Consider the following 22137-nt stretch of genomic DNA (forward strand, 5'->3'; position numbering starts at 1 on the left):
ACCGGAATACCCAAAGGACGCAGGGGCCCCACCGGATTTCGGGGCTTAGACCCAGATACTGTACTCGCTCTCGTATGGCTTCCCGTCGGCGAAGTGCGCAGTCTCGAAACGTGGTGAATCCGGCCGAGTCCATGGCGTCCACGAGCGACGAATCTCCTCACGCCCACCGCTGAGCTGCCGAGCACCCCACACGGGCTACGCCGTTGTGAACACGATTCGTGGTGGGGCATCGGAGGCGCGGGCTCGTTCGAAAGCATCGGCGAGGCCGTCGATTCCGACGGTTTCGCCGATGAGCGGTTCGGGATCGAGTCCACCGCTCACGACCAGATCGAGTGTCTCGTACCAGTCCTCGACGGCGGGACCGCCACCGAATTGCAGGTTGATCCCCTTCAGGTGAGCGGTCGCCGAGGAAATGGTGTCACTCCCGGCTCCGCCCGCGGACAGGATCCGGGTGCCGATCGGGCAGTTCTCGATGATGTCGGCAAGGACTCCTTCGACACCGGTGCACTCGTAGACGGTGCAGGGCGCCAGACCCGCCAGCGCGATGCGATCGTGCACGTCCTCGGAATTGCCCCACGCGGCTGCCCGCCATTGCTCAAAGGTCGGACGCTCGGCGGGATCGATCACCACGTCGGCGCCGAACTCGCGGGCCAGTTTCCGTCGCGAGGGGCTGAAGTCCGCTGCAACAACGGTTTTCGCGCCGCGCTGCTTCAGTGCGGCGACCACCGACAGACCGATCGCGCCGAGTCCGATGACCAGCGGGACCGTGGTGTCGTTGTGCCCGACACGCGTGTAGTACCAGCCGACGGCCATGGCGTCGACCAGAGCCAGACGCTCGACAGGCAGGTCATCGGGCAACGATCGCGCGAATCCCTCGGACAGCAGGAAGTACTCGCCGAACCCGCCCGGCGCATCGGGCGCCATGCCGATGATGCGCATTCCACCGTCGACGAACAGCGCGGGCACGGAGGTGACACGGGTGCCGATCGGCCACTGCCGCTGGGTATCCGGACCGTATTCGACCAATTCGGCACAGTATTCGTGGCCCATGACCACGTCCTGATCGGGCGCGTGCACCCGCATGCCGGATCGGTCGGCCGCGGCGACCTCGGGGTGATCCATGTAGTGGTGGTCCGACGCACAGATGGCACAGGCCAGGGTGCGGACCAGGATCTGGCCCGGCCCGGGTACCGGCCGGGCGATCTCGCGCAGGGCGAGCGTGCCGTCGCGGAGGCTGACCGCGCGCATCGTGTCGTTCATGAATTCTGCTTTCCGGGTCGTTCCAGGGCCCCGTAGACGGGGTCGTTGCGGTCGCGGGACCCTCCCGCCGGGAAGGCCGGCGCGGTGATCGGTCGGGTCTCGTCGAGTACATGCAGGTAGTGGCGGCGGCTGATCCGCCAGATTCCTTGGCGCCGTTGCCATTCGTCGACATACCGGCCGTAGGAGACGAAGTCGGAGAACGTGCCGTCATCCATACGCGAACGCAGCCGGGAAATCACATAGGCTTCGCTGCCCGCCTCATCGCCATGGACATTGATCCCGATCGAGCCCAGATGATGGACGTGCCCCTCGAACGCGGGGTGCACCGCGCCGATGAATTCGGCGAATTCGTCGGTGGAGCCTGTGAACATCGCGCCGTAGTCGAGCACCGCGTCGGGATGGAACACCGACCGGGCCAGGTCCAGATCGATCCGGTCCATCGCCCGGCAATACGCGGCGAGTCGCTCGGTGATCTCCTGCTTCGCGAACAACTGGGCCAATTGTTCATCGGACAGCTTATCGGTCATACTTCACCACCTGTCGGTGTTGTGGAAGGCACTGTTCCGCTGACATCGGGATCCGCCGATCCATCTGCTCTCCCACGCCGCCTTCCTACGGTGAAAAAATGCGCGGCGTCGCCGATCGTGTCCCTGATCGGTCGTGGGTACCATCCGAGTTCGCGCTCGGCCTTCGAATGATCCAACGGGGTCATGATGTGCATCAGACGCATGGATGTCCGGGTCAGACGAACCTCTTTGCCGCTGATTCGGGCGGCTATTTCGCCGAGCAGCCCGGCCACCGGCAGCATGGCGCGGGGTATCCCGTATCGCGGTGGTTCCGCTCCGCTGATTCTCGCGGCGAGATCGTGCAGTTCACGGGAATTGTGGAATCCGGCCGAGACGATGTAACGCTCCCCCACCCGGCCGCGTTCTCCGGCCAGAATCAAGGCTCGCGCGGCATCGCGGATGTCCACGACCTCTGCCCCGACGCCGCGAACGTACAACGGCATCTTGCCCCGCACGGCCGCCGCGACGAATCCGCCGTGCGGCGTCGGCAGATAGTCGCCCGGCCCATAGGTATTGGCCACACACATCGCGACAGCGGGCAGCCCGCGATCGCGCGCGTAGTCCAGGACCAGGCGCTCCGCCTGCACGCGCGACTGCACGTAGGCCCCGCCGCGGCGTTCCCAGTTGTGCGGGCCCGACCCCTCGTCGACGACGCCTTCGCCGATAGGGAGAGTCGCGATCGAACTGGTGAACACGAACCGTCGCAGCCCGGCCTCGAGCGCCACATCCAGCACCGGGCGCAGACTGGTGACGTTCGTGTGGAACAACCTCGCCGGGTCGCGCAACCACGGCCGGGCATCGACGACGCAGTAATACACGACCTCGCAGCCCCGCATCGCCGCGCGGACCGACTCCGGATCCTCGATATCGCCGTAGGCGTACTCGACATCCAGATCCTCCAGTGCGCGAAGCGAACTGGTTCTGCGGACCATCGCCCGCACGGGCTCACCACGTTCGATCAAGGCACGGACCACATGCGAGCCGAGGAAGCCGCTCGCTCCGATGACCAGATGGCGGGCACTCACTGCTGATGTCTCCTGTTCGAATCCCGGCCGGGGGTATCCGCCGCGAACGGCTGGTTGCCGAACCACATATTCTCCTCGCGCAGCTCTCGGCTACGCCAGCCTTCGGCGGTCAGGACCAGGCGATGGTGGTAATAGCCACCGCAGAAGCTGAGTCCCTCGACGCCGGGCAGCTGCATCGGGTTGTAGAACATCGCTCGCACGGCAGCGGTATCGCCCTCGACCTCGATCTCCACGTTCGTGATGTAGTGCTGCGTCATCGGCAACAGTGCCACGTTGGTGCGCAGCCACTCGGCGATCTGGTCGCGTGGTCCCGCCGTGCCGCCGGGAGCGCTCGAGTAATCGATACGAGCGTCCTCGGTGAACACCGAACGCCACAGCTCCCAGTCCTGGCTGTCGACCGCACGAGCGTAGGTGTTCAGTAGCGCGGTGATTTCCAGCTGGTCACTGATCTGTCGCACACTCATCAACACAGCTCACCCTTTCCCGGCTCGCCGCGGGACGGACGAAACTCACCAGGGAGAAGAAGCGGGTCCGCATCGAGGGGTCGCCTTCGATGGTCAGTGTCCAGCCATCCTGCGGCTTCGGCCACTGCGCGGGGTACTCGCCGCCGACGGTCCACAACGCCTCGATGTCGATGAGCGGCTCCCCTGCGGCTCATCCCCGACAGCACCAGCGGCAGAACGCCCGAGATATTGCCGGGGTTGAGACCACTGCCGTGCACGGTGGTACCGCCGACGTGGCACGCTTCGAGGAGACGGTCACGATCCTCGGGTGTGATACGCCGGGGATGGAACAGGAAAGCGGACCATCCGAGGTCCCCCGGGCCGAGGGTGGCCATCCAACTGCGGTCGCGCACTGCGGGCGCATCGGTGGGGAAACGCAGACGCACGCCGCCGAACTCCCCCGAGTGTGTTCGCTCGACGGTGACTCCGGTGTAGACCTGCGGCTTCAACGCGGGATGCAGATTCATTACTCCTCGATCGCGATCTGCGATTGTTCGTCCATCCCGAATTCCGCGATCACATAGGGCATCCCGGCGCGGTCCGACATGTGGCCGCTGAGCATCAGATCGGGCAGGAGTTGAGCCGGTTGCGCCCTCGTCAGATCCTCGTAGCCCATGGTTCCTCCTCTATCCGGCTCCCGGCGCGCGGCGACGTCTTCGACGGTTCGACAACGAGAGTAGAGATTATATAGCCATCCGTCTAGACGTTAGTCTAGTTTACTAGATGCGGTCAGAAGTCATGGACACCCGCGTCGTGATCACCCTTCGCATCGTCAACGCCGATGCAAGCATCGACTCGGTGCGCCGTCAGCCGACAGCTCGGTTACCGAGGCGCCATCGAACAATTGGCAGACTAACGTCTAGATGTCTATCCAATCCAGTCTCGCCGATAAATGGACATGGGTCTAGACATGCGTCTAGACCTGCGTTAGGCTGTCAGCCGTCCACCCAGCCTGTCCGAACAGATGAAAGCGTTTTCGCCGTTCCCAGGACCCGATCCCTCTCACACAGCCGTAGGTCGCCCATGCTGGATCCACAGGCACAGTGCACCATCGAAAACTCGGTCGCCGATATCCTCGAACAGATCACCACCTCTGGCACAGCGCCGACGAGCGAAGACCGCAGCGGGATCGCGGCAGCCGCGCACCGCAGCCTCGAATTGCTGGTCGAAGCGACGCGGGATGACGCGATGCCGTTGTGCATTCCTCCGTTGGAGAACGCCGCTGCCCGATGGGCTACCTCCGGCCTACCGCTCGACAGCGTATTGCATGCCCTTCACCGGCGGGTACGGCTCGCAGCCGATGCTTCGGCGATGACTGTCGAGAACAACGCCCGCGGATCTTTCCACGAGGAGCGCGGCACGGGGCAAGCGGCGCGGATCGCAGGCCTCATCGACGCCCTCGATCTGTTGACCAGCGCGATAACCAAGGCGTACGCGCATAAATCCACGGGCCCCCGGCCCTCATCACCTGACGCCACCGAGACAGTCGCCACCGCATTGCTCCGGGGAGAGAGTCCCATCGATGTGGCCCGCGAATGCGGCATCAGGCTCGTGTCGAGATACGCCGTTCTCGCGATTCACATGCCGCCGCACTCGGAAGAACTCGCCGAACGCATTGATCCGCATCCTGCACACCGCGGCAGAACACGTCGTGTGCGTAGTGAGCTGAAGGCGAGTACGGGGGCCGACGCCCTAGCGTTGTTGAGCCATATCGGCGGAACGATCTTGCTTCCGGCGCAGGACGTGTGCGATCGAAGCCTCGAGCGACTGACCGCGAGGCTGTCGCACGCGGCCCGCGCACCGATCACGGCCACAGTCGATTTCGCCGACCTCGCGACAGTTCCGGAAACGGTCAAGCATGTCCACCACTTACTCGAATCGATTACCGGCCTTGGTTATCCAGCCGGCCTCTATCGGCTCAGGGACATGGCGTTGGTCGCGCAGTTGACGGCTCCCGGTCCTGGTCGAGAAAGCTTGGCGAGCATCCTGGATCCGCTCGAGGATCATCCCGAGCTGATGACTTTCCTACAGGCACACCTGCACAACAACCTGAACAGGCGGCGGACCGGAAGGCAGTTCGGAATTCACACCGGCACAGTCGATTACCGTCTCAGAAGAATCGGTCAGATCATCGGTCGCAACCCGACTTCAGCGGATAGCGTATGGCTCATCCAGTCGGCGTTCATCGCTCGCGGCCGGCCCCCGATCGGCGCCACCCGTCGGGACTTTGCTCAGGAGGCCGACGGTATCCCGAATAAATGCAGCACGGCGTTTTCGATAGTTCTGCACAGCTCGGCCTCGGAGTAGGTTCCGGCATTTCCCGAGTAGATAAGCACTCCGAAGTAGACGTCTTCGAGTAGATCGATCATGACCGAGTCGCCGGTGTCGGCCAGCGCTTCGGCGATCAGGCGGTGCACCCTGAGACCGATCTTGTCACGCAGCAGCACGGCATTGGCGTCCGAGCTGCACATCGCAATCGTGACCGCGCGGGCGAGGGCAGGTTCGCTGGCCATCAGAAGTGCCAGTTCACACAGAACCGTGACAGCTCGCGTAGAAGGATCCGCCGATTTGGTCTTCGGCGGTTCGATACCGGCCACCCGGTGCCAATACACCTCGGCGACGAGGTGGTTCTTGGAGGCGAAGTATGTGTATGCCGTGGCTCGACCGACCCCCGCCCGGGCTGCGGCGGCCTTGATCGTCAACGCCTCATAATCGACGTCACGCAGAATCGCGACCGCTGCGTCGACAAGGGCCTGCGCGACGTCAGCCTTCTTGGCAGTCAGGCGTCGACGGGTCTGCTCCGTACCGGAAAAAGTGGACACAAATCTAGACGGTACTCCAATTATTTCGAGATGCACTTTCCACTGGAAGCTCACCACGAGATCCCGCTGCCCAACGCGGGCTCGTCTCCGGACAACGTTCCGCTGCCGAACTCCGCGCGGCGCCCTACGATCCGCGGGTGGCCTCGCACCCCTGCGAAGGTTCGGTCGGTAGGCCGTACTGTGCGGCAATGCCCTCGAGCAACAGGGTAATCCGGCGCTGAAAAGCCTCGACAGTGAAAGGGTCGCGCCCGGAGCGCGCGATCGATCGCAGGCCAGGATAATCGTCGATCGGAGCGCGCGAGGTCATCGCCAAGATTCGGGCAAGCCACGGACGGCCTTGTTGCGCATGGACATACTCTCGGTGCGCTTCGCTGACGCTGCCGAGCGCCAACTCTGTGATCGCGGAGTAGACATCGAGCGCATCGTCGGGGCCGAGTCCTCCAGCACACAGCGCATCGAGGGCGTCGCCGACGAATGCCAGTTCGCCATCGTATTCGGCGGCGCCGCTGAGGAATTTCTCCAGCAGGGCGGGTTCAGCGGTCAGCGTAGTGCGAATATATGTGGCGTAGTCGCGCAACCAGCTCGCCCAGTGCTGACCTTCGTAGCGTGGGGGCGGCGCTGCGGTGAGAGTCCGCCGCGCGACGAGTCTCAGGAGTTCGTCCTGGTTCTTGACGTGGTGGTAGAGGCCCGGAACGCTGACGCCCAGGTGCTGCGCGACACGTCGCATGGTGGCGTTTTCGGGTCCGATCTCGAGCACTGCCTGAACGATGGCGTCGGGATCGATTCGCCGAGGTCGGCCGCGCTGCGAGGGCATGGGCGGGCGCTGTTCCATAGCTGGCAACTTATCTCGCCGGCACAGTGGCTGCCTCGTCACTGTCCCCGGTAGACGTCCAGGATCGGAGCCAACTCGTCGGGCGTCGCGCCGTGCAGGATGACGCGGTCGGCGCCGTAGCCGAATTCGTCGCGGATGCGTTCAGCACATTGCTGAGCTGTACCTGTCGCGGCGGGTTCGAGCCACTGGTCGGGGATCAAGGTGGCGATATGTTCGATCTGGGCACTGGTGGCCTTGCTATCGATCCCACCGCCGATCGACTGCACGACCGGATCATCGCGGAAGCGTTGCAGCACAGCAGGGTCCCAATCGTTGGTAGTGACCATCAGATCGCCGTAGCCCTGCAGGTAGGTAGCAAGGCGAGCGACTGTCTTCTGCAGTCGCAATTCTTCGGGCAAATGGTCACCGACAGTGGCCAGGCAGGACCAAACTCGTACGCTGTCGGGATCGCGTCCGGCCTTCTCGGCGGCGCGTTTGACGGTCGTGACGCACCGTCGCACCGTCTCGGGCGGGAAGTAGGTGTGCAGGATGACATCATCGAAAGCGCGACCACCGAGTTCCAGTGTGCGAGGGCCGAATGCGACCAGGGCCAACGGGATGTCTTCGCGAAAGTCGCTGTCCAGGAACAAGACCGGATAGTTGCCGATCGGCCCGTCGTGGTTCAGAACGACCTCACCGCGCCACAATCGCCTCATCACAGCGGCGAAGTCCTCCATCTGCGCGGTAGTCACCGCCGGGATGCCGAACCCCGCGTACAGCGCCCCGATGCCTCGTCCGATACCGAGGGTGAAACGCCCGTTGGAAAGCCGGTGCAAGGTAGTCGCCCACGAACCGGTTATCAGCGGGTGGCGGGTGTTGTGATTGGTGGCCGCGGTGGCGATCCGCATGCGAGAGGTCACCGCGCACGCCGCGCCGGTCAACGTCGCCGCTTCCTTGACGTTCCAGCGTTCGGAAATGAATGCGGTGCCCAGTCCGAGTTCCTCGCCGCGCCGGGCCTCCGCGACCAGCGAGGCCGGCCCGTCGCCGCCGGCTCCGGCGAGTAAGTAGCAGCCGAGTTCGGTAAGCGCCTCTGGCGCAACGGCATCGCGATCGCCGAGTTGCGCGGCAGTGTGTACCGGATCAGTCATGGATCAGTCCTCGGACGAGCGAGAAGGTGTCGTGTTCGCGCAGGGCGCGGCAGCCGCGCCGAAGCATGGCCAGCATCATGTCGTCGCCGCGATCGGTCCCGGCAGTGAATGCGAGGCCCAGGGTGGTGATCAGCGGAACTTGCAGCGTGCCGAGCCGATAGTCGGTCCAGCACTCGGTTTCGGAGTAGTCGCGCACACCGTGGCCCAGCAGCGCGGTGTGATAGTGCGTCACGAGTCGACGCTCGTGTTCGCGACGCTGATCGGGCTGCAGACTGGTAGTGAGGAAGTACGACAGATCGCGAGCCGGCAAGCCGATCGACAGCGTCTGCCAGTCGACGACCGTGACGGCTTTGTCGGCCGCATTGATGAGGAGATTGTCCAGTCGGTAATCACCGTGCAGAAGGCAGAAGCGGTCGGGCTCGGCGAGTAGCCATGTCTCGATGAGTTCAGCCGCTTCACGCACAGTGTCGCGATCCTCCGCGTTCAGTTGCGCGCCGAGTTTCTCGATTGTGGTTTCGGCGGCGAGCCGGGCAAATTCTCCCATGCCGCGGGCGAAGTCGCTGCCACCTCTGGGCATCGATGCCGCCGGGAAGTCCAGCCACGCCGGATCACACCAACGGGGTCCGTGCAGGCCCGCAAGCGCTTCGACGGCAACCCGAGCCAACTCCGGGTCGCAGCCTGCGATCTGGTCCCCCTGCTCGGCGGGCGCAAGATCATCCATGACCAGCACGAAGTCGGCGCCGTCGCGATCAATCGCACAGTGGTAGACGGTAGGCACCGGGACGGCGAGGGTATGCGCGACGTCGCGATAAAAGGCGTGTTCGGCGCGGTACCCCAGGGCGACGCGCTCGCGCACAGCGTCGTCCTGTGACGGTAACTTGACCACCACCGTGCGAGGCGAAGCGGGCGCGGCACGGCCGAAACTCAACTGAGCCCGGTAGGTGGCACCGGTCTGTCCGGTCCCGATCGGCGTGACCAAAGCGTCCTGGATCTGCACACCGAGGATGTTGGACAACCATGATGCGGTGATGTCCGCGGGGCCATGTGGAAGCGCGAGCTCGAGAGTCACAAGTCACTCGTTTCTTAGTGGGGCACAACGTATTCAGACGTGCAGTCCAAGGTCTTGCCGGGCCCGATGCAGGCCTGCCTCGCAGAGCGGAAGGCGTTACCATTTAGATTTCGATAATACTTATCTTTATTATTCGGGTGTGTCAACCGTCACACACCGCGTGAGCGTCCTCGACGTTCAACGCGAGAGGTCGGAACGCACACTCACCGCCAGGCACACCACTGTCACCGATTGCGCGGACAGGTCGCATCGACGCTGCCGCCTCAGCCGGGGGCGGTTGCGGCACCTCTTCCCCAAGCCGACATGCGGGCTGACCGCACTGTGTCTTCATACTGCTCCCGAGTTCGATACCCGAGCCAGGCTACTGCCTATGCAGATCGACGTCTAGACACATATCCACTTTCGCGATCGCACCAGGTGAACCCCAATTGTGAACAACGACATCGGCCAGGATTCGAGACGGCGCCCGCATATTTGGCCCAAAGTCTAGACAGCAGTCCATTTTTGCGTCATCGTTCACTGCACGAGTTCACCGTCGGGCCACACCCATGAACCACTGCACGGGATCTCGGACCACCGCAGAGGTGACGCCTGGACCGTCACCCATCTCGACAAAGAGGGAAATCTCATGCGCAACAGACGTTTTCAGCGGCTCACAGCCTGCGCGAGCCTCGTGACCATCGCCGCGGCGATGGTGACAGGCTGTTCGAGCACCAAGAGCTCCAGCACGACCGCTTCCAGTTCATCGACCGCCGCGACCACGACCACTAGCGCGACAGCGGCGGCGTCCGCGGACCCCGCTCTTACTCAGGCCGTGACCAGCGCCTACCAGACTCTCTTCGACGCCACTCTCCCAATCGCTCAGCGCACGAGCGCTGTCGAAAACGGTACTGCGTTGACACCCGCACTCAGCACGCTGGCAGCCAATCCCCAGACGCAAGGCACCTCCGCGACTGTCTCCTCGGTACTTCGAGCCGACGCGAGCCATGCCCACGTGACCTACACACTGTTGATTCACGGAAACCCGGTCTTGCCCAACCAGAACGGCCAAGCTGTACAAGTAGGCGGCCAGTGGAAGGTCGCAGCTGCGACCTTCTGCACCCTCCTGACCCTGCAAGGCACCCACTCACCGGCCTGCTGACTCACTGTCTGTTCGCTACCGGCCCACCTCGGCCCGCGTGGTAGGTGCGCTGGGGCAAATGAGGGCGCTGACCGTCACCATCGCAGCACGAACTGGACTGGTCTCCGCGGTCGCCGCCTGTGGTGCGCGTCTCGAGCCCGGCGTCCGTCGGCCGGCCGAGTCGCGGTTGATCACCGCCGCCGCATGCCGATTCGGCCGCGCTCGATGACGCCGGTTACCACGACGAACTCTCCCGCGCCTGCGACCGCAGCTTGTCGATGCTGGAACAAGTTGTGACACAGTGTGTTTCGCTGCTCACCTCCACCATCGCGTTGGCCGCGGCAGTGGTGACGGCCGGATTCCCGCATCCGGCGCTACCGATCGTCGTGCTGTCCAAGCCCCTCGCAATAAGCACAGATGTACAAGATCCAGGCCGACCTGTACGCACGGGTCGGCCGGAACAACTTACGACAGCTGGTCGAGGACGAGCTCTTCCAGGAGGTCCGCGATATCGGTGTACGCGACTTCCCCGGAGCCGGCGCGCACGATTGCGCCGGTGAACAGCAACTCGAGCAGCAACACGGTTTTCGCGTCACCATCGGAGCCGACGGCGGCGGCGATCAATTTGTGGATGTAGCGGCTGGTCTCTTCGCGCAGCAACTTCACGTCCGGATCCGGACTGTTCAACGCGACCGCGATCGCATGACCGAGGGCCGGCTCATCGGCAACCACGAGAGCCAGGTATCGCAGCACACCGACCACGCGCACGGCGACCTGCGGGGAATCGGCGTCGGCGGGTGAACCAGAGGTCAAACGCCGCCAGTACACCTCCGCCACCAGGTGCTCTCGCGAAGAGTAGTAGGTGTAAGCGGTTGCGCGAGCAACACCGGCCTGCATCGCGACGGACGGCAACGTGAGTTCGTCGTACCCCACCGCGCGCAATGTCTCGACGGCGGCGTCAGCCAGACGCTGCACTGTTTCAGCGCGCTTGCCGGTCAGAACACGGCGGGCCGGTGCCGCAGGAGAAACATCGGACATACGTCTAGACGTTACTACAGCGGCCGATGTCATCGATGTTGCCGCCACCATGGCGCCGGACGACCCACGCCGCGGCGCCCGGCCCCGACGTGCGCATTACCGAGGTGAAACTTCGAGCCCTCCAGGAAATTCGGGCACCGAGCCGGGGCTACGAGCGACATCGACGGCCGCTCGCGTCGGCGGTGAGGCAAGTACAGCACCGGATCGTCGTCTATCGTAATGCGACCGAAATCCAGTGCGACCGTTGTGGTTTTCTTGCTTTCCACCCCCGAGAGGTCATCGACGCCGGTGGACATCGAAGTTCGCCGAACGACCATCGCGACTCAGTGGGCGGGAGGATCGCGTCGGTAACCGCGCGGTTGTGTGGATAGGAATGCGCCGACTCGCGCCACCGTCACGTTCATTTCGTACGCGACCATTCCCAGGTCGGTAGTGTTCGTGGCCTGCAAGGCGATGCACGCGTTCTCACCGGCCGCGGTCACGAACAGCACAGCATGCTCGAGTTCGATCGCGGCCTGCCGGACCGCGCCGCCACGGAAACGGGACCCGGCACTGCGCGCCAGGCCGTGCAGTGTGGCGGACATGGCACCGAAGTGTTCCGCGTCCTCCCTGGTCATGCTGTTGGCCCGGCCCAGGACCAAACCGTCGGTTGAGTGCACCACAGCGTACTGGACCCCGGTCAGACGGTCGACCAAATCATCGAGCAGCCAATTCAGATCATCTGGGTGGGTAGTGGTCACGATGGGGTCCTATTCGGTCGATTCATTGAGAGGGCCGGATTCCCGAAGACTGCGGCGTGCTTGGCGAGTGCCGTTCGCGATCGCCGACATCACGCCTCGGGCCTCTTCCGGAGAACGCAATTGCGGCGAAAGTTGTTCAGGGGCTAATGGTTCGGCCAGTTCCGGAGCAAGGCTTTTCTGGCGTCGACGCCGCGGCAATCGGGGCCGGTCCTGGACGGCGGACAAGGTACCGGGCTCGGTGTCCGAGGCCTGAATGGCGGGCGCGGTAGCTGGCGGAGAGACAGCAGGCACCGGCGTTCGGGTGACCGAGACTTGCCGCTCCCGGCTCCTGGGCCGGTCTCCGCGCTCGGACTCGACCGAGGTCGGATCCTCCGCTGTGACCACCGCTTTCGGCATCAGTACGATTGCTCGGACGCCGCCGTAGTCGGACTCCGCGAGTTGGACCGAAATACCGTGCCCGGCACCCAGTCGCGCGACGACGAACAGGCCCAACCGGGAGTCTGTGAACAATCCTTGGACACCGAAATCTGGTGGCTTGCGAAGCATTTCGTTGATTCGCTCGAGGTCGTGCCGCTTGATCCCCATGCCCTGGTCACTGACTTCGATCACCACTCCTTTTCCAACCACCGTGGCAGAGACCTCTACCCGCGATTGGGGAGGAGAGAACGACAGTGCGTTGTCGATCAGCTCTGCCAGCAGATGGATCAAGTCAGCGACAACGGGCCCCAGTGCACACACCGGCGGGACACGGCACGGACGAACACGCGCATAGTCTTCCGTCTCTCCGACCGCACTGCGGATCAGGTCGACCAATGGAACCGGCCAGCGCCACTGCCGTCCCGGTCGACCGCCTGCCAGGATGATCAAGTTCTCGGCATTCCGGCGGCCGCGTGTCGCAAGGTGATCGAGTCTGAAAAACAGGTCCAGCAGCTCCGGATCTTCTTGCCGCTGTTCGGCTTCGTCCAGTAGTTCCAACTGCTTGTGCACCACGATCTGGCTTCTGTGGGCGATATTGAGAAATACCGCTCGGACCCCGTCCATGGTGCGCGCCTCGGCTGCCGCGGCAGCGACAGCGGCCGTGTGCGCGTGATTGAATGCTGCGGCGACAGAGCCGATCTCGTCACTGCCGAAATCGAGCAGGCCGGTCGCGGTCTCGTTTTCGAGCCCCTCACCGCGGTTCAGTTTCGCTATCGTTTCGGGTAGCCGTTCCTCTGCGAGTACCAATGTCTCGATCCGCAGTCGGCGAAGCCGGCCGATCAGGCGGTTCGCCAGCCACAATGAAAGCGCGAAGGCGAGAATCGCGATACCGAGCATACCGATCCCGACCTCGAGAGAGTTTCGGGAACTGCGGTCCGCCGACAACACCGCGGCGTGATCTGCTCGATCACTTTGAGATTGCCACAAACCCAGCATCTTCTGATTGATCTGATCTGCGGCATCCTTCCAATCCGAAATACTTGCAGGCATCGCCGCCACCAGCTCGGGCTTTCCTGATGAGGTCATGTAACGGATCAGAAAGTCTTCCATCGCGCCGAGGACGCGCCAAGCAGGCGTGGCCAAGATATCTTTCACGGCAGCAGCGGCGGAGCCATCCAGATCTTCCGCCAACTGCGCGAGCTCGGTGCGCGAGTACCCGACAATATTTCGGTACTCGGCCAGCAGTTCGGGCGGCAGCGCAGCCCCGCTGGTAATCGCCGCGGAGAGGGCACTGCTGCGGGATATCCCCTCCATGGCTCGCGAGATGCGCAACACACCCGACAATGCAAACGTGACACCGCTGTCGTTGGCCGTCCGTTCGACCGCCAGCGTGCCACCGACCACGCTCGACAACAACTTCGTATAGATGCCGTACGCGTCGGCGATCGGCAAGACCCGCGCGTCGACTCGGCCGCGAATAATCGGCAACTGATCACGAAGGGCCGTAAAGCCCGCGACAGTGTCCTGCAAGTTTGCCGCGCCAACGTCAGCAAGGTCGGACGCCACGTGTACCAAACCTTGTATCGCGTTATCCAATCGCGTTCTGGCATCCCCCAGCTGAGCGCTGACATTCTGCCCGCCCGCCAATCGCCACACCGAGAGCAGGCGCTCCTGCTCGACAGATGCGATCATCTCCCGGGAATATTTGTTTGCGTTCTCCAGAACAGAGGAGAAATTTCGCTCGTGCTGTCCCTCCCGCACAAGATAGACCGCCTCGGCCACACCTAGACCGAAAAGTGTCAAACTCGGCACGAGCGCGATCGCCAGAATTTTCGTTCGCACCCCTGGCCGCATTGTCAGCCAAGACAAGAACCGATCCTCCAGAACGCAATGAATGTCGCCGACGCCGGACGGCCGTTAATACACATGACAGGACTGCCGACCACCACCCGCGACAAATTAATCAGTCAACGATTCGACCTGCCGACAAAGGCAGGCGGGCACAATACCGCGCACTGCGGACGGCGACCCAGCGGGGACGACGCGAAGTGCCGCATCCCTGATCCTCAGAACTCCACCCGGGACCGTTGGTGTTCGCTACTGTCGACCTCGACAGGACGGACACTACCGCAGCAAATAGTCGCGCGTCTAGACTTCTGTCCACATTCGTACCCCTGCGGACGCAGGCGGACCGCGCCGCCACGCCAGCCAACGGGCGCGGCCGCCGTCCAACCAGTTTTCGACCTCCTATGCGGCCGCCCGAAGGGTGAGGACCGGCCGACCGAATTGACATGGACATCTGTCTAGACATCTGACCATCAGGCGGTATGCTTCGCGAAAGGTCAACGACGACTTCCGCACTGCCGGCCCTCGCCCCCCGAGGCATACAGGTTGGCCACAGCCGACGTTCGGCGATGGCCGTGTGCACGGGCACTGACGGGGTACGGACGAACAAGGGATCGGGAAATGGGATTGCGTGGCGAAGCAGCCATCGTCGGTTATGTGGAACTGCCGCCCGAGCAGATGCGTAAGGCGAGCCCGGCCCCGTTCACACTCGAACAGTGGGCGGAGTTGGCTGCGGCAGCACTCGAGGACCAACGAGGATTGATGCCGGACTTCGGCGGAGCCTTCCGCATCACTCCGGCGCCGAGTCCCCGGGGACGCTCTCTTACGGTTCGCAATGTCCGGGTCGAACCGTTTGGTTCAGATGCCATTTTCGAAGAGCGTTCTGGATATCGGTGGTATTGCAGACCCCGGTCAGCTCGTAGGTGATGGCGGGGCTCACTGCCATCGCCTCGGGAAGGAAGAAAAACCCGGGCCACCCATGAAGCCCACCTGCGAGCAAAACGAACTTGACGTTACTGTGTCCCTCGGCGATCACTCGATCGCGAAGACGCCGGACATCGGGTGACAGCAGATCATCGGAGCCCGAATAAACCGTGGTGGGCGGCAGGCCATCGAGTGAACCGAAAAGCGGTGAGACGATGGGATCGGTTTCGGCTCGCTTGCCCGCCCATTGTTTGCCGGCCTTTCGCAGGGTGCCGGTCTGCAGAATCGGGTCGTCGATGCGGGCGCTGCGCGGATCACCGACTGTCGTGTCGAGCCACGGTGAGACCAGGACGAGACGACCAGGAACCCCGACGTGTCGTGCTGCCAGCATTTCGGTAGCGGCCAATGCGATGGTGCCGCCCGCCGAATCCCCGTACACCGCAACGTTGCCCGCGCCCACCTCGGCCGTCTGACCGGCCACCAGATCCGCGACGCGCGGCACGACGGTGTCCGCCGTGCCGCCGTGGCCGACCAGTGGGTAGATGGGCACGATGACGGTGGCCTCGGAGGCTCGGGCGATCTCGGCGTAGTTCACCCAATGGAAAACCGACGCCTTCTTCTCGAATCCGCCGCCGTGTATCGCGACGACCCGCGTAGTCGATGTCGATGCGGGCGGCCTGATGGACCAGACCACCCACCCGTGGAAGTCGCGTTTCTCGACCTCGAGGCCCGCCGTAATCGGCGCGGGCGGCGAGGCGGACAGGAATGGCCCGTCGAGGCCACCACCAGCGCCCGTACTTCCGGTCGCCGCCGCGCGACTGGCCATCGCCATCGCTTGTGCCAGCAACGAAGGGTGGCCCGTGTACGGGTCTACCGGGCCGTCGGCATTGTCGGCGTTCGTCGCGGCGGGATTCGTCGATGGCACGTTATTGTCGGCTGATGCGACGCCATGCGCCTGAACAGCGATGGCGACTCCAATCGCAGCCGCAAATCTCCCGATCCTGCCGATCTGTCGGTTCGACACCACTGAAATCCCTCCATACGTGCCGACATACGGACCTCGCCGCTGTTACGACGCCGTTTTCGCGATGAGTTCTTCGAAGACCCCTTGCACCGTGGAGCCGGCGGGCCAGCCGGTGTAGTAGTGCAGGTGCACCACGATCTCGCGGAGCTGGTCGACGGTGAATTCGTGGTTGGCCAGGGCACCGGTCAGCTGGACCCGCAACATATCGCCGCGGTCGCGCATAGCGGTGACACCGAAAGTGAGCAGGCGCCGGTCGCGCAAGGTCAGATAGGGCCGCGCCCACACCTGGGCGAACAACTGGTCGACAGTGTGCTCGATGCTCGGGATGGTGGTGTCCTGGGGAACGAGCTGGCTGAAGCCTCCGCCGTATACCCGATCCATCATCGCCAGCCCGCGATCGCGCGGTTGGTCCGGCAGCGCGTCCGGCAGCTCGCCGCTGTATACCGCACGCATCCTGGGCCGGACGATGTCGACGATCGGGACCTCGAGGCCGACACTGCCGGCGAACTCCTGTGCCGCGGCAAGATCCTTCTGCGCCAACGCATCCGCCGATTCGATCCGTTCCTCCGGAATTTCCACGCCCGCGGCGTGGACCTGGAGCAGAGTGAGCGGTGAGGTCCCACCGTCGGTCTGCCGCAACACTTCGAGCAGGTGGTCCAGCGTGACGCCCCCGGCATTCGCGAGGGAAGCCGCTTCCCGCACTGCCGCCCACATCGAGTAGGTCAGCGCGTTGCGGGCGAGCTTGGTGACCATTCCGGCACCCAGATCACCGCAGTGCACAACCAGCTTGGCGAAGTCCTCGAGAACCGGACGCGTTCGCCGCATTGTCTCCTCAGGGCCACCAACCATGACGGTAAGTCCGTTGTTCGCCGCCTCGGTTCCACCGGTGACGCCGGCATCGAGGAATCCGACCGAGCGGCGGGCACACGCCGCTGCGAGCTCGCGCACGGTCTGGATGTCCACGGTGGACAACAGCACGACGGTCGCGCCGGGCCGCGCGGCCGACAGGATCCCCGCCTCCCTGTCGATCACCTCGCGAGCTTGGTCCGCGGTAACCACCGCGACCAGGATGATGTCGGTGTCGCGCGCGAGTTCGGCAAGAGTGGCGACCTGCGCCGGCACGCCCACGAGGTCGTCGGACACGTTCGGACGCACGTCGTATACGGCCGGAACCCTGCCCTTCCGAGCGAGGCTTACCGCGACTCCGCCGCCGATCATGCCCAGGCCGACAATTCCCACACGGAGGCCGTCCCCGCCATCCGCTGTGGGCTGCTGCGCGCCGTCGTTCATCTGAGTTCTCCCTGCCGGTCTGATTTCGTCAATGCCGTTGACACAACCTTCCTCCGGCACTTGAATTATGTCAACGGCATTGACGTAATTGGCGTGTTTTCGGTACGACTCCCAGAGCTATGCAGGGGTCCCACCACGGGAGACTTCCTCACGCTCCGAGTAGCGAGCACGCAGATCACGTTTCAGCAGCTTGCCGGTGGCGTTGCGCGGAAGCGGACTCATATCGAACAAGACCTCGGTCGGCACTTTGTACCCGGGAAGGCTCTGTCGAGCCAGTTCCTTGACCCCCTCGGCATCGAGCGAACGCCCGTCCCCGGGGGTAACCGCGACCACGAGGCGTTCACCGAGGCGCTTGTCCGGCACGCCGAAGGCGGCAACCTCGGTGAATTCGTCCCCCACCATCAGTGCGGCCTCGATCTCGGCGCAGGAGATATTCTCTCCGGCCGAGATGACGATGTCCTTGTTGCGGTCCACGACGTAGACCAGGCCGTGTTCGTCGAGATAACCGAGATCGCCGGTGCGCAGCCACGGTTGGTGATCGGTGGTGGTCGAGCCGTCGGCGTCGAGATAGCCGGCCATGATCAGCCCGCCGCGCAACTCCAGTTCGCCGACGGTGCGCGATCCCATTTCACGTCCGTCGGGACCGGTCACACGCACTTCCATCGTCGGACTCATCGGTCCCACGGTGTCCGGAAAGGCAGCGAGTAGAGCACCACCGGCCGTACATACGCTGCCCGCGGTTTCGGTCATGCCCCAGCCGGAGCTGCGCTGGGCGCCGGGAACGGTCGCGGCGATTCTGCCGGTAAGGTTCGGCGGGGTGGCCTGCCCACCCGGTGTGATGTTCACCAGCGACGCGAGCTGCCTGTGCGCGTCGGGCTGTTGCAGCAGTTCGTCGACCGTCATCGGCGGGCCGGACATCAGGGTCAGCTGGTGGCGGTGGACCAGGTCGGCCGCGATCGCCGGATTCCAGCGAGTCATGGTCGCGATGCGGCCACCGGAACTCATCGTGGACAGCAGTCCGGACAGGCCGGAAACATGGAACAGGGGAAAGATCAGCAGCGCTGACACCGGCGGCATGAAAGCACGCACGTCTTCGACGCCCAGGCCGTACCGGCGAGCGGCGATTCGCAGATTGCATTCGGCCACGTACTGCATGTTGAGCACGAGGTTCCCGAGATTTCGATGGGTCAGCTGGACCCCTTTGGCGCGACCGGATGTCCCCGAAGTGAACAGGATCGCGCACACCGAATCAGTGGGCACCGGACACCGGGCCCCTTCGCCGATCGTCTCGGCGATCACGGTATCGATCGCCGGCGTACGCGGATCGCCGGCCTCATGGGTCGATATGAGCGCCGCGCCGTGGTTCACGGTACGCAATATCTCGATGCGCGCGGGGTCCGCGACGATGACCGCGCTGGGGACATCTGTTGTGGCGGAGGCGATCTCAGCTGCGCTGGATCTGCTGTTGTACAGCACTGCGGTGGCGCCGAGCCTGGTGATGGCGATCAGTGCGACGAGATAGGCGGTCTGGTTGGCCATCATGATGCCGACCCGGTCACCGGGTGCGATGCCGTGACGCTGGTACAGTGCCACGGCGAACCGACGAGCGCGCGCGAAAACCTCCGCGTATGTACAGGTTTCGTCGACAACGGTGAGTACGTTGTCGGCGAACCGAGTTTCGAACTCCGCCAGCACGCCGTAGAAGTTCGCGGCCGATCGACGGTAGGTGCGCACCGGGCGCCCCGCGATCCGAATGTCCGTCGTCTCGAACGGAGCGCCGTCAGCAGTGAGCTCGCGCTCGATGTCGCGGAACATGTCGATGATCGAAATCTGTTGCGATGCTTGGTCGGACATCACTTTCTCCTGTACAGGCCACTACTGCGCGAACCGCCGACCCGATCGGACGATCGGACCTCGCAGTGCGATATCGCAAGCGGCGACTTGGTGCCGGACGCGCAACACCGGTCGGACCGACACGGCCGCTGCTCGATAGTGAAAATCGAAATGGTGACACAGATTACCGAGGACCTGTCCATCCGTCTAGACAATCGTCCATATTTGACAGGTCCCGCGGTGTCCGCATTCGACGGTATCGCCGGCTAGTGGGTCGCCCCTCCGGTCGCGGGCGTACGCCCATGGCGCATGAACACGACGATCACCAGGGCTATGACCGCGCCGACAGTCCCGGCGACGAATCCGAGGGTATAGCCGCGGTCCCCGAAAACGTCCGGGATGAGGGTGTTCGCCATGACGTTGCCATTGAAACTGACCTTCGCGTGCACCGGAGAGGCATTGAGGAAGGCAGTGATAACGGCCAGGCCGATCGCGTTGCCCATCCCCTGCGCGGTGCCCAGCATCCCGGTACTCACCCCTTGCTGTTCGGCGGGGACCGCTTCGGTGATCAGGATCGGATTCGAGGCGGAGAACATTCCGAAGCCGATTCCGAAGATTCCGCCGACCAGCATGAACGCGAGCCAGCTGTACGGCATCAACGCAAGGGTGATTCCGCTCGCGGTAACAACGACGAGTCCGACCAGCAGCGGAATCCGGGCCCCGATCCGGCGGGCGAGGATGCCGGTGACAGCGCCGAAGATCATGGCCGTCAACGATGAGAGCAAAGCGATGTGGATCGCATACTGGAAGAGGCTGAAACCGTTGCCGTAGGCGAATTCCGGGTCGAGGTGCACGCCGATGGCCGATGCTGGGACATTGAGTCCGGTGAGCTTGTGAGCCTTGTCGACCGCACCCTGGACGATCGTCGCCCGCAACGAGTCCGCGCTGGGGACCTGGGTCATGTACCCCATGGCGTAGGGCACGATGCCAACCAGCCCTGAGGCGAACAACGCCAGCAGCAACACCATGCTGACCTTGGGGTGCACCAGCAGGCGCATATCCATGATCGGCACGCGGACCCGCCTTTCCACGACCGCGAACGCCAGCAATAGAGCGAACCCGACGAACAACCACGCCAGGGTCGTGGGGCGTGCCCAACCCCAGTCCTGCCCCTTGTCGATGTAGATCAGAACGAGCGCGACGCCCGCGCCGAGCAGGACCGCGCCCGCGAAATCGATCCGCTCCCGCACACGCAGCTTCGATTCGGGTACGACAAAGGCCATCAGCGGAATCATCACGAGGGTGAAGACCGCCAGGAACCAGAAAATCGCGCGCCACTGATAGGCGTCCACAAGCCACCCGCCGAGGATCGGGGCGATCAGTGCGGAGAATCCGAATCCGGTAGCGGTCACGCCGAGACTCAGCGGGACATATTTGCGCGGCATGAGATCGCGGACGAGACCGTAGGCACACACGGCCGAGCCGGCCGCGAGCGACTGCAGGCACCGCCCGACCAGGAACAGAGCCCAGCTGCTCGTTGTCGCATCGATCAGGCAGCCGATGAGGAACAGCACGCCACACACCAGGAAGGTGCGCTTCTTACCCCAGACATCGGCGATCTTGCCGATGAGGGGTGCACCCGCCGCGGCGATCAGCCCGAAAACGATCACCGACCAGTTGATGTTGGCGCCGATATCGGCGAACGACGGGGCGATCTTCTGCAGGGATGCGGCGAGCATCGTGTACTGCAGGGGAGCGATCTCGGTGAACAGCACGATCACCGCAAGCACGGAGAAGATTCGGAAACGCGACGCATCGTCGAGCCGGCCGGTGAGATTTTCACCGGGTGAGTCCGCTGCTCTCGAGCCGGTTGGAACAGTAGTCATGACGAGTACGATGCACCCGATTTGTACCTGAGTCTAGACGTATGTCCAAAAAACTTGTAACTTGGGTCACTGCCGAACGGATATGAGTCCAGACAACCGTCCGGTTGAATTTTTCGGCCCGGAGGTACAGCGATCGCCGCCCGTCCGCCGGCCGACCACATCGCCCGCGAAAGGACACGCGATGCCCGCAGCGAATCTCGACCGAGCCGAACTCGAGGAGTTCTGGGCGGGTTGGCTCGAAGCCAACCGCGAAGCGGAGCGGAACAAGGACTGGAAGCACCTCGCCGACTGGTACGCCCCGGACGCCAACTACGGGTGGATGGTCACCCCCGACGACCACTTCATGGCGACCGACCGCGAGGAGATCCGCGCCATCGCGCTCGGTACCGAGATGGCGGGCTTGGACGGCTGGCATTACGACTACATGGCCACCGTCATGGACGAAGTGAACGGCATGATCGTCGGCTTCTGGCGGCAAGGCTCGGGCGTCACGGACGACAACGGCGACGAACTCACGATCGAGGGTATCGGCGGCAGTTGGTTCGGCATCGAACGACGTGAGCAGCAGGCAGGCTCAGCGAGTCTGCAGTTCGCCTGGCAGCGCGACTGGTTCGATTTCAACAGCATGGTGCATACGTTCACCGCGGTGGCCAAGTCCGGAAAGGCTACCGAAGGGTTGTTGGGGCGGCTCACCCTCGAAGGACGCCAGCCCGGCCATTACCGCAAGGGCGATCTTCCGTTTCCGGTGTGGCCCCAACCGGTCGAGCGAGGCGATTTCATCGCTCAGACAGCGCTGTGAGCCAGAACTGGGCGGCC

General features: G+C 63.9%; 18 protein-coding genes and 3 pseudogenes. 3 read left to right on the forward strand and 18 right to left on the reverse strand.

Translation table 11 applies throughout. From position 1 onward, the window contains the following. Positions 1-195 precede the first annotated feature (195 nt). From NRB20_RS19995 to NRB20_RS20015, 6 genes and pseudogenes are all read right to left on the reverse strand, one after another. The gene (locus NRB20_RS19995; protein WP_227833689.1) at positions 196-1260 is read right to left on the reverse strand and encodes a zinc-binding dehydrogenase; all 1065 of its coding nucleotides are present in this window, start codon (positions 1258-1260) and stop codon (positions 196-198) included. Beyond that, positions 1257-1787, reverse strand: a complete 531-nt coding sequence (locus NRB20_RS20000; protein ID WP_153411672.1) for a nuclear transport factor 2 family protein — start codon at positions 1785-1787, stop codon at positions 1257-1259. The genes NRB20_RS19995 and NRB20_RS20000 overlap by 4 nt, the downstream gene beginning before the upstream one ends. Next, positions 1784-2851: an NAD-dependent epimerase/dehydratase family protein gene (locus tag NRB20_RS20005; protein ID WP_319945153.1), complete on the reverse strand. Its 1068-nt coding sequence runs from the start codon at positions 2849-2851 to the stop codon at positions 1784-1786. The genes NRB20_RS20000 and NRB20_RS20005 overlap by 4 nt, the downstream gene beginning before the upstream one ends. Beyond that, entirely contained in the window at positions 2848-3315 is a 468-nt protein-coding gene (locus NRB20_RS20010) for a nuclear transport factor 2 family protein (RefSeq protein WP_153411673.1), read from the reverse strand. The genes NRB20_RS20005 and NRB20_RS20010 overlap by 4 nt, the downstream gene beginning before the upstream one ends. 10 nt (positions 3316-3325) lie before the next feature. Beyond that, positions 3326-3656, reverse strand: a pseudogene (locus NRB20_RS38235) (hypothetical protein); the annotation flags it as partial. Positions 3657-3820: 164 nt separating this feature from the next. Continuing rightward, positions 3821-3970, reverse strand: coding sequence for a hypothetical protein (locus NRB20_RS20015; RefSeq protein WP_153411674.1), 150 nt, complete (start codon positions 3968-3970; stop codon positions 3821-3823). Positions 3971-4377: 407 nt separating this feature from the next. Between NRB20_RS20015 and NRB20_RS20020 the strand changes: the two genes are divergently transcribed. Next, a complete protein-coding gene (locus tag NRB20_RS20020; protein WP_194289937.1) occupies positions 4378-5661 on the forward strand; it encodes a PucR family transcriptional regulator in 1284 nt (427 codons plus the stop codon). Here NRB20_RS20020 and NRB20_RS20025 read toward each other — a convergent pair. From NRB20_RS20025 to NRB20_RS20060, 8 genes and pseudogenes are all read right to left on the reverse strand, one after another. Further along, a complete protein-coding gene (locus NRB20_RS20025; protein ID WP_194289938.1) occupies positions 5586-6176 on the reverse strand; it encodes a TetR family transcriptional regulator in 591 nt (196 codons plus the stop codon). The genes NRB20_RS20020 and NRB20_RS20025 overlap by 76 nt on opposite strands. A gap of 124 nt (positions 6177-6300) precedes the next feature. Continuing rightward, entirely contained in the window at positions 6301-7008 is a 708-nt protein-coding gene (locus tag NRB20_RS20030; RefSeq protein ID WP_153411677.1) for a TetR family transcriptional regulator, read from the reverse strand. Between the two features lie 38 nt (positions 7009-7046). Then, on the reverse strand, positions 7047-8135 hold the full coding sequence (locus NRB20_RS20035; RefSeq protein ID WP_153411678.1) for a TIGR03857 family LLM class F420-dependent oxidoreductase: 1089 nt from the start codon (positions 8133-8135) through the stop codon (positions 7047-7049). Continuing rightward, on the reverse strand, positions 8128-9204 hold the full coding sequence (locus NRB20_RS20040; RefSeq protein WP_319945154.1) for a phosphotransferase family protein: 1077 nt from the start codon (positions 9202-9204) through the stop codon (positions 8128-8130). The genes NRB20_RS20035 and NRB20_RS20040 overlap by 8 nt, the downstream gene beginning before the upstream one ends. A gap of 1585 nt (positions 9205-10789) precedes the next feature. Then, a complete protein-coding gene (locus NRB20_RS20045; RefSeq protein WP_153411679.1) occupies positions 10790-11362 on the reverse strand; it encodes a TetR/AcrR family transcriptional regulator in 573 nt (190 codons plus the stop codon). A gap of 188 nt (positions 11363-11550) precedes the next feature. Beyond that, positions 11551-11664 (reverse strand): annotated as a pseudogene (locus NRB20_RS38240) (ATP-binding protein); the annotation flags it as partial. A gap of 21 nt (positions 11665-11685) precedes the next feature. Beyond that, entirely contained in the window at positions 11686-12102 is a 417-nt protein-coding gene (locus NRB20_RS20055; RefSeq protein WP_319945155.1) for a roadblock/LC7 domain-containing protein, read from the reverse strand. Between the two features lie 9 nt (positions 12103-12111). After that, the gene (locus NRB20_RS20060; protein WP_319945156.1) at positions 12112-14301 is read right to left on the reverse strand and encodes a sensor histidine kinase; all 2190 of its coding nucleotides are present in this window, start codon (positions 14299-14301) and stop codon (positions 12112-12114) included. A 684-nt stretch (positions 14302-14985) separates the two neighbouring features. On the opposite strand from NRB20_RS20060, the pseudogene NRB20_RS20065 reads away from it, so the two are divergent. Continuing rightward, a pseudogene (locus NRB20_RS20065) lies at positions 14986-15114 on the forward strand (thiolase family protein); the annotation flags it as partial. 73 nt (positions 15115-15187) lie between these two features. On the opposite strand, the gene NRB20_RS20070 reads toward NRB20_RS20065, so the two are convergent. The 4 genes from NRB20_RS20070 to NRB20_RS20085 all read right to left on the reverse strand — a co-directional run bounded on the left by NRB20_RS20070 (position 15188) and on the right by NRB20_RS20085 (position 21321). Further along, complete coding sequence (locus NRB20_RS20070) at positions 15188-16312, reverse strand: alpha/beta hydrolase (RefSeq protein ID WP_153411680.1); 1125 nt, start codon at positions 16310-16312, stop codon at positions 15188-15190. A gap of 45 nt (positions 16313-16357) precedes the next feature. Beyond that, positions 16358-17602 carry an NAD(P)-binding domain-containing protein gene (locus tag NRB20_RS20075; RefSeq protein WP_153411681.1) on the reverse strand — a complete coding sequence of 415 codons (1245 nt, stop codon included), beginning with the start codon at positions 17600-17602 and terminating at the stop codon, positions 16358-16360. A 117-nt stretch (positions 17603-17719) separates the two neighbouring features. Further along, on the reverse strand, positions 17720-19456 hold the full coding sequence (locus NRB20_RS20080) for a class I adenylate-forming enzyme family protein (RefSeq protein ID WP_153411682.1): 1737 nt from the start codon (positions 19454-19456) through the stop codon (positions 17720-17722). A gap of 245 nt (positions 19457-19701) precedes the next feature. Next, on the reverse strand, positions 19702-21321 hold the full coding sequence (locus NRB20_RS20085) for an MFS transporter (protein WP_153411683.1): 1620 nt from the start codon (positions 21319-21321) through the stop codon (positions 19702-19704). 181 nt (positions 21322-21502) lie between these two features. On the opposite strand from NRB20_RS20085, the gene NRB20_RS20090 reads away from it, so the two are divergent. Then, positions 21503-22120, forward strand: coding sequence for a nuclear transport factor 2 family protein (locus NRB20_RS20090; protein WP_153411684.1), 618 nt, complete (start codon positions 21503-21505; stop codon positions 22118-22120). The last annotated feature ends 17 nt before the right edge of the window (positions 22121-22137 follow it).

It is taken from the genome of Nocardia macrotermitis, from assembly GCF_009604405.1.
Classification (GTDB): Bacteria; Actinomycetota; Actinomycetes; order Mycobacteriales; family Mycobacteriaceae; genus Nocardia; species Nocardia macrotermitis.

Excerpts from the sequence above, each read along its gene's own strand:
- NRB20_RS19995 (WP_227833689.1), bottom strand. The coding sequence starts at position 1,260 with ATGAACGACACGATGCGCGCGGTCAGCCTCCGCGACGGCACGCTCGCC.
- NRB20_RS20000 (WP_153411672.1), bottom strand. The coding sequence starts at position 1,787 with ATGACCGATAAGCTGTCCGATGAACAATTGGCCCAGTTGTTCGCGAAG.
- NRB20_RS20010 (WP_153411673.1), bottom strand. The coding sequence starts at position 3,315 with ATGAGTGTGCGACAGATCAGTGACCAGCTGGAAATCACCGCGCTACTG.
- NRB20_RS20015 (WP_153411674.1), bottom strand. The coding sequence starts at position 3,970 with ATGGGCTACGAGGATCTGACGAGGGCGCAACCGGCTCAACTCCTGCCC.
- NRB20_RS20020 (WP_194289937.1), top strand. The coding sequence starts at position 4,378 with ATGCTGGATCCACAGGCACAGTGCACCATCGAAAACTCGGTCGCCGAT.
- NRB20_RS20030 (WP_153411677.1), bottom strand. The coding sequence starts at position 7,008 with ATGGAACAGCGCCCGCCCATGCCCTCGCAGCGCGGCCGACCTCGGCGA.
- NRB20_RS20035 (WP_153411678.1), bottom strand. The coding sequence starts at position 8,135 with ATGACTGATCCGGTACACACTGCCGCGCAACTCGGCGATCGCGATGCC.
- NRB20_RS20045 (WP_153411679.1), bottom strand. The coding sequence starts at position 11,362 with ATGTCCGATGTTTCTCCTGCGGCACCGGCCCGCCGTGTTCTGACCGGC.
- NRB20_RS20075 (WP_153411681.1), bottom strand. The coding sequence starts at position 17,602 with ATGAACGACGGCGCGCAGCAGCCCACAGCGGATGGCGGGGACGGCCTC.
- NRB20_RS20080 (WP_153411682.1), bottom strand. The coding sequence starts at position 19,456 with ATGTCCGACCAAGCATCGCAACAGATTTCGATCATCGACATGTTCCGC.
- NRB20_RS20085 (WP_153411683.1), bottom strand. The coding sequence starts at position 21,321 with ATGACTACTGTTCCAACCGGCTCGAGAGCAGCGGACTCACCCGGTGAA.
- NRB20_RS20090 (WP_153411684.1), top strand. The coding sequence starts at position 21,503 with ATGCCCGCAGCGAATCTCGACCGAGCCGAACTCGAGGAGTTCTGGGCG.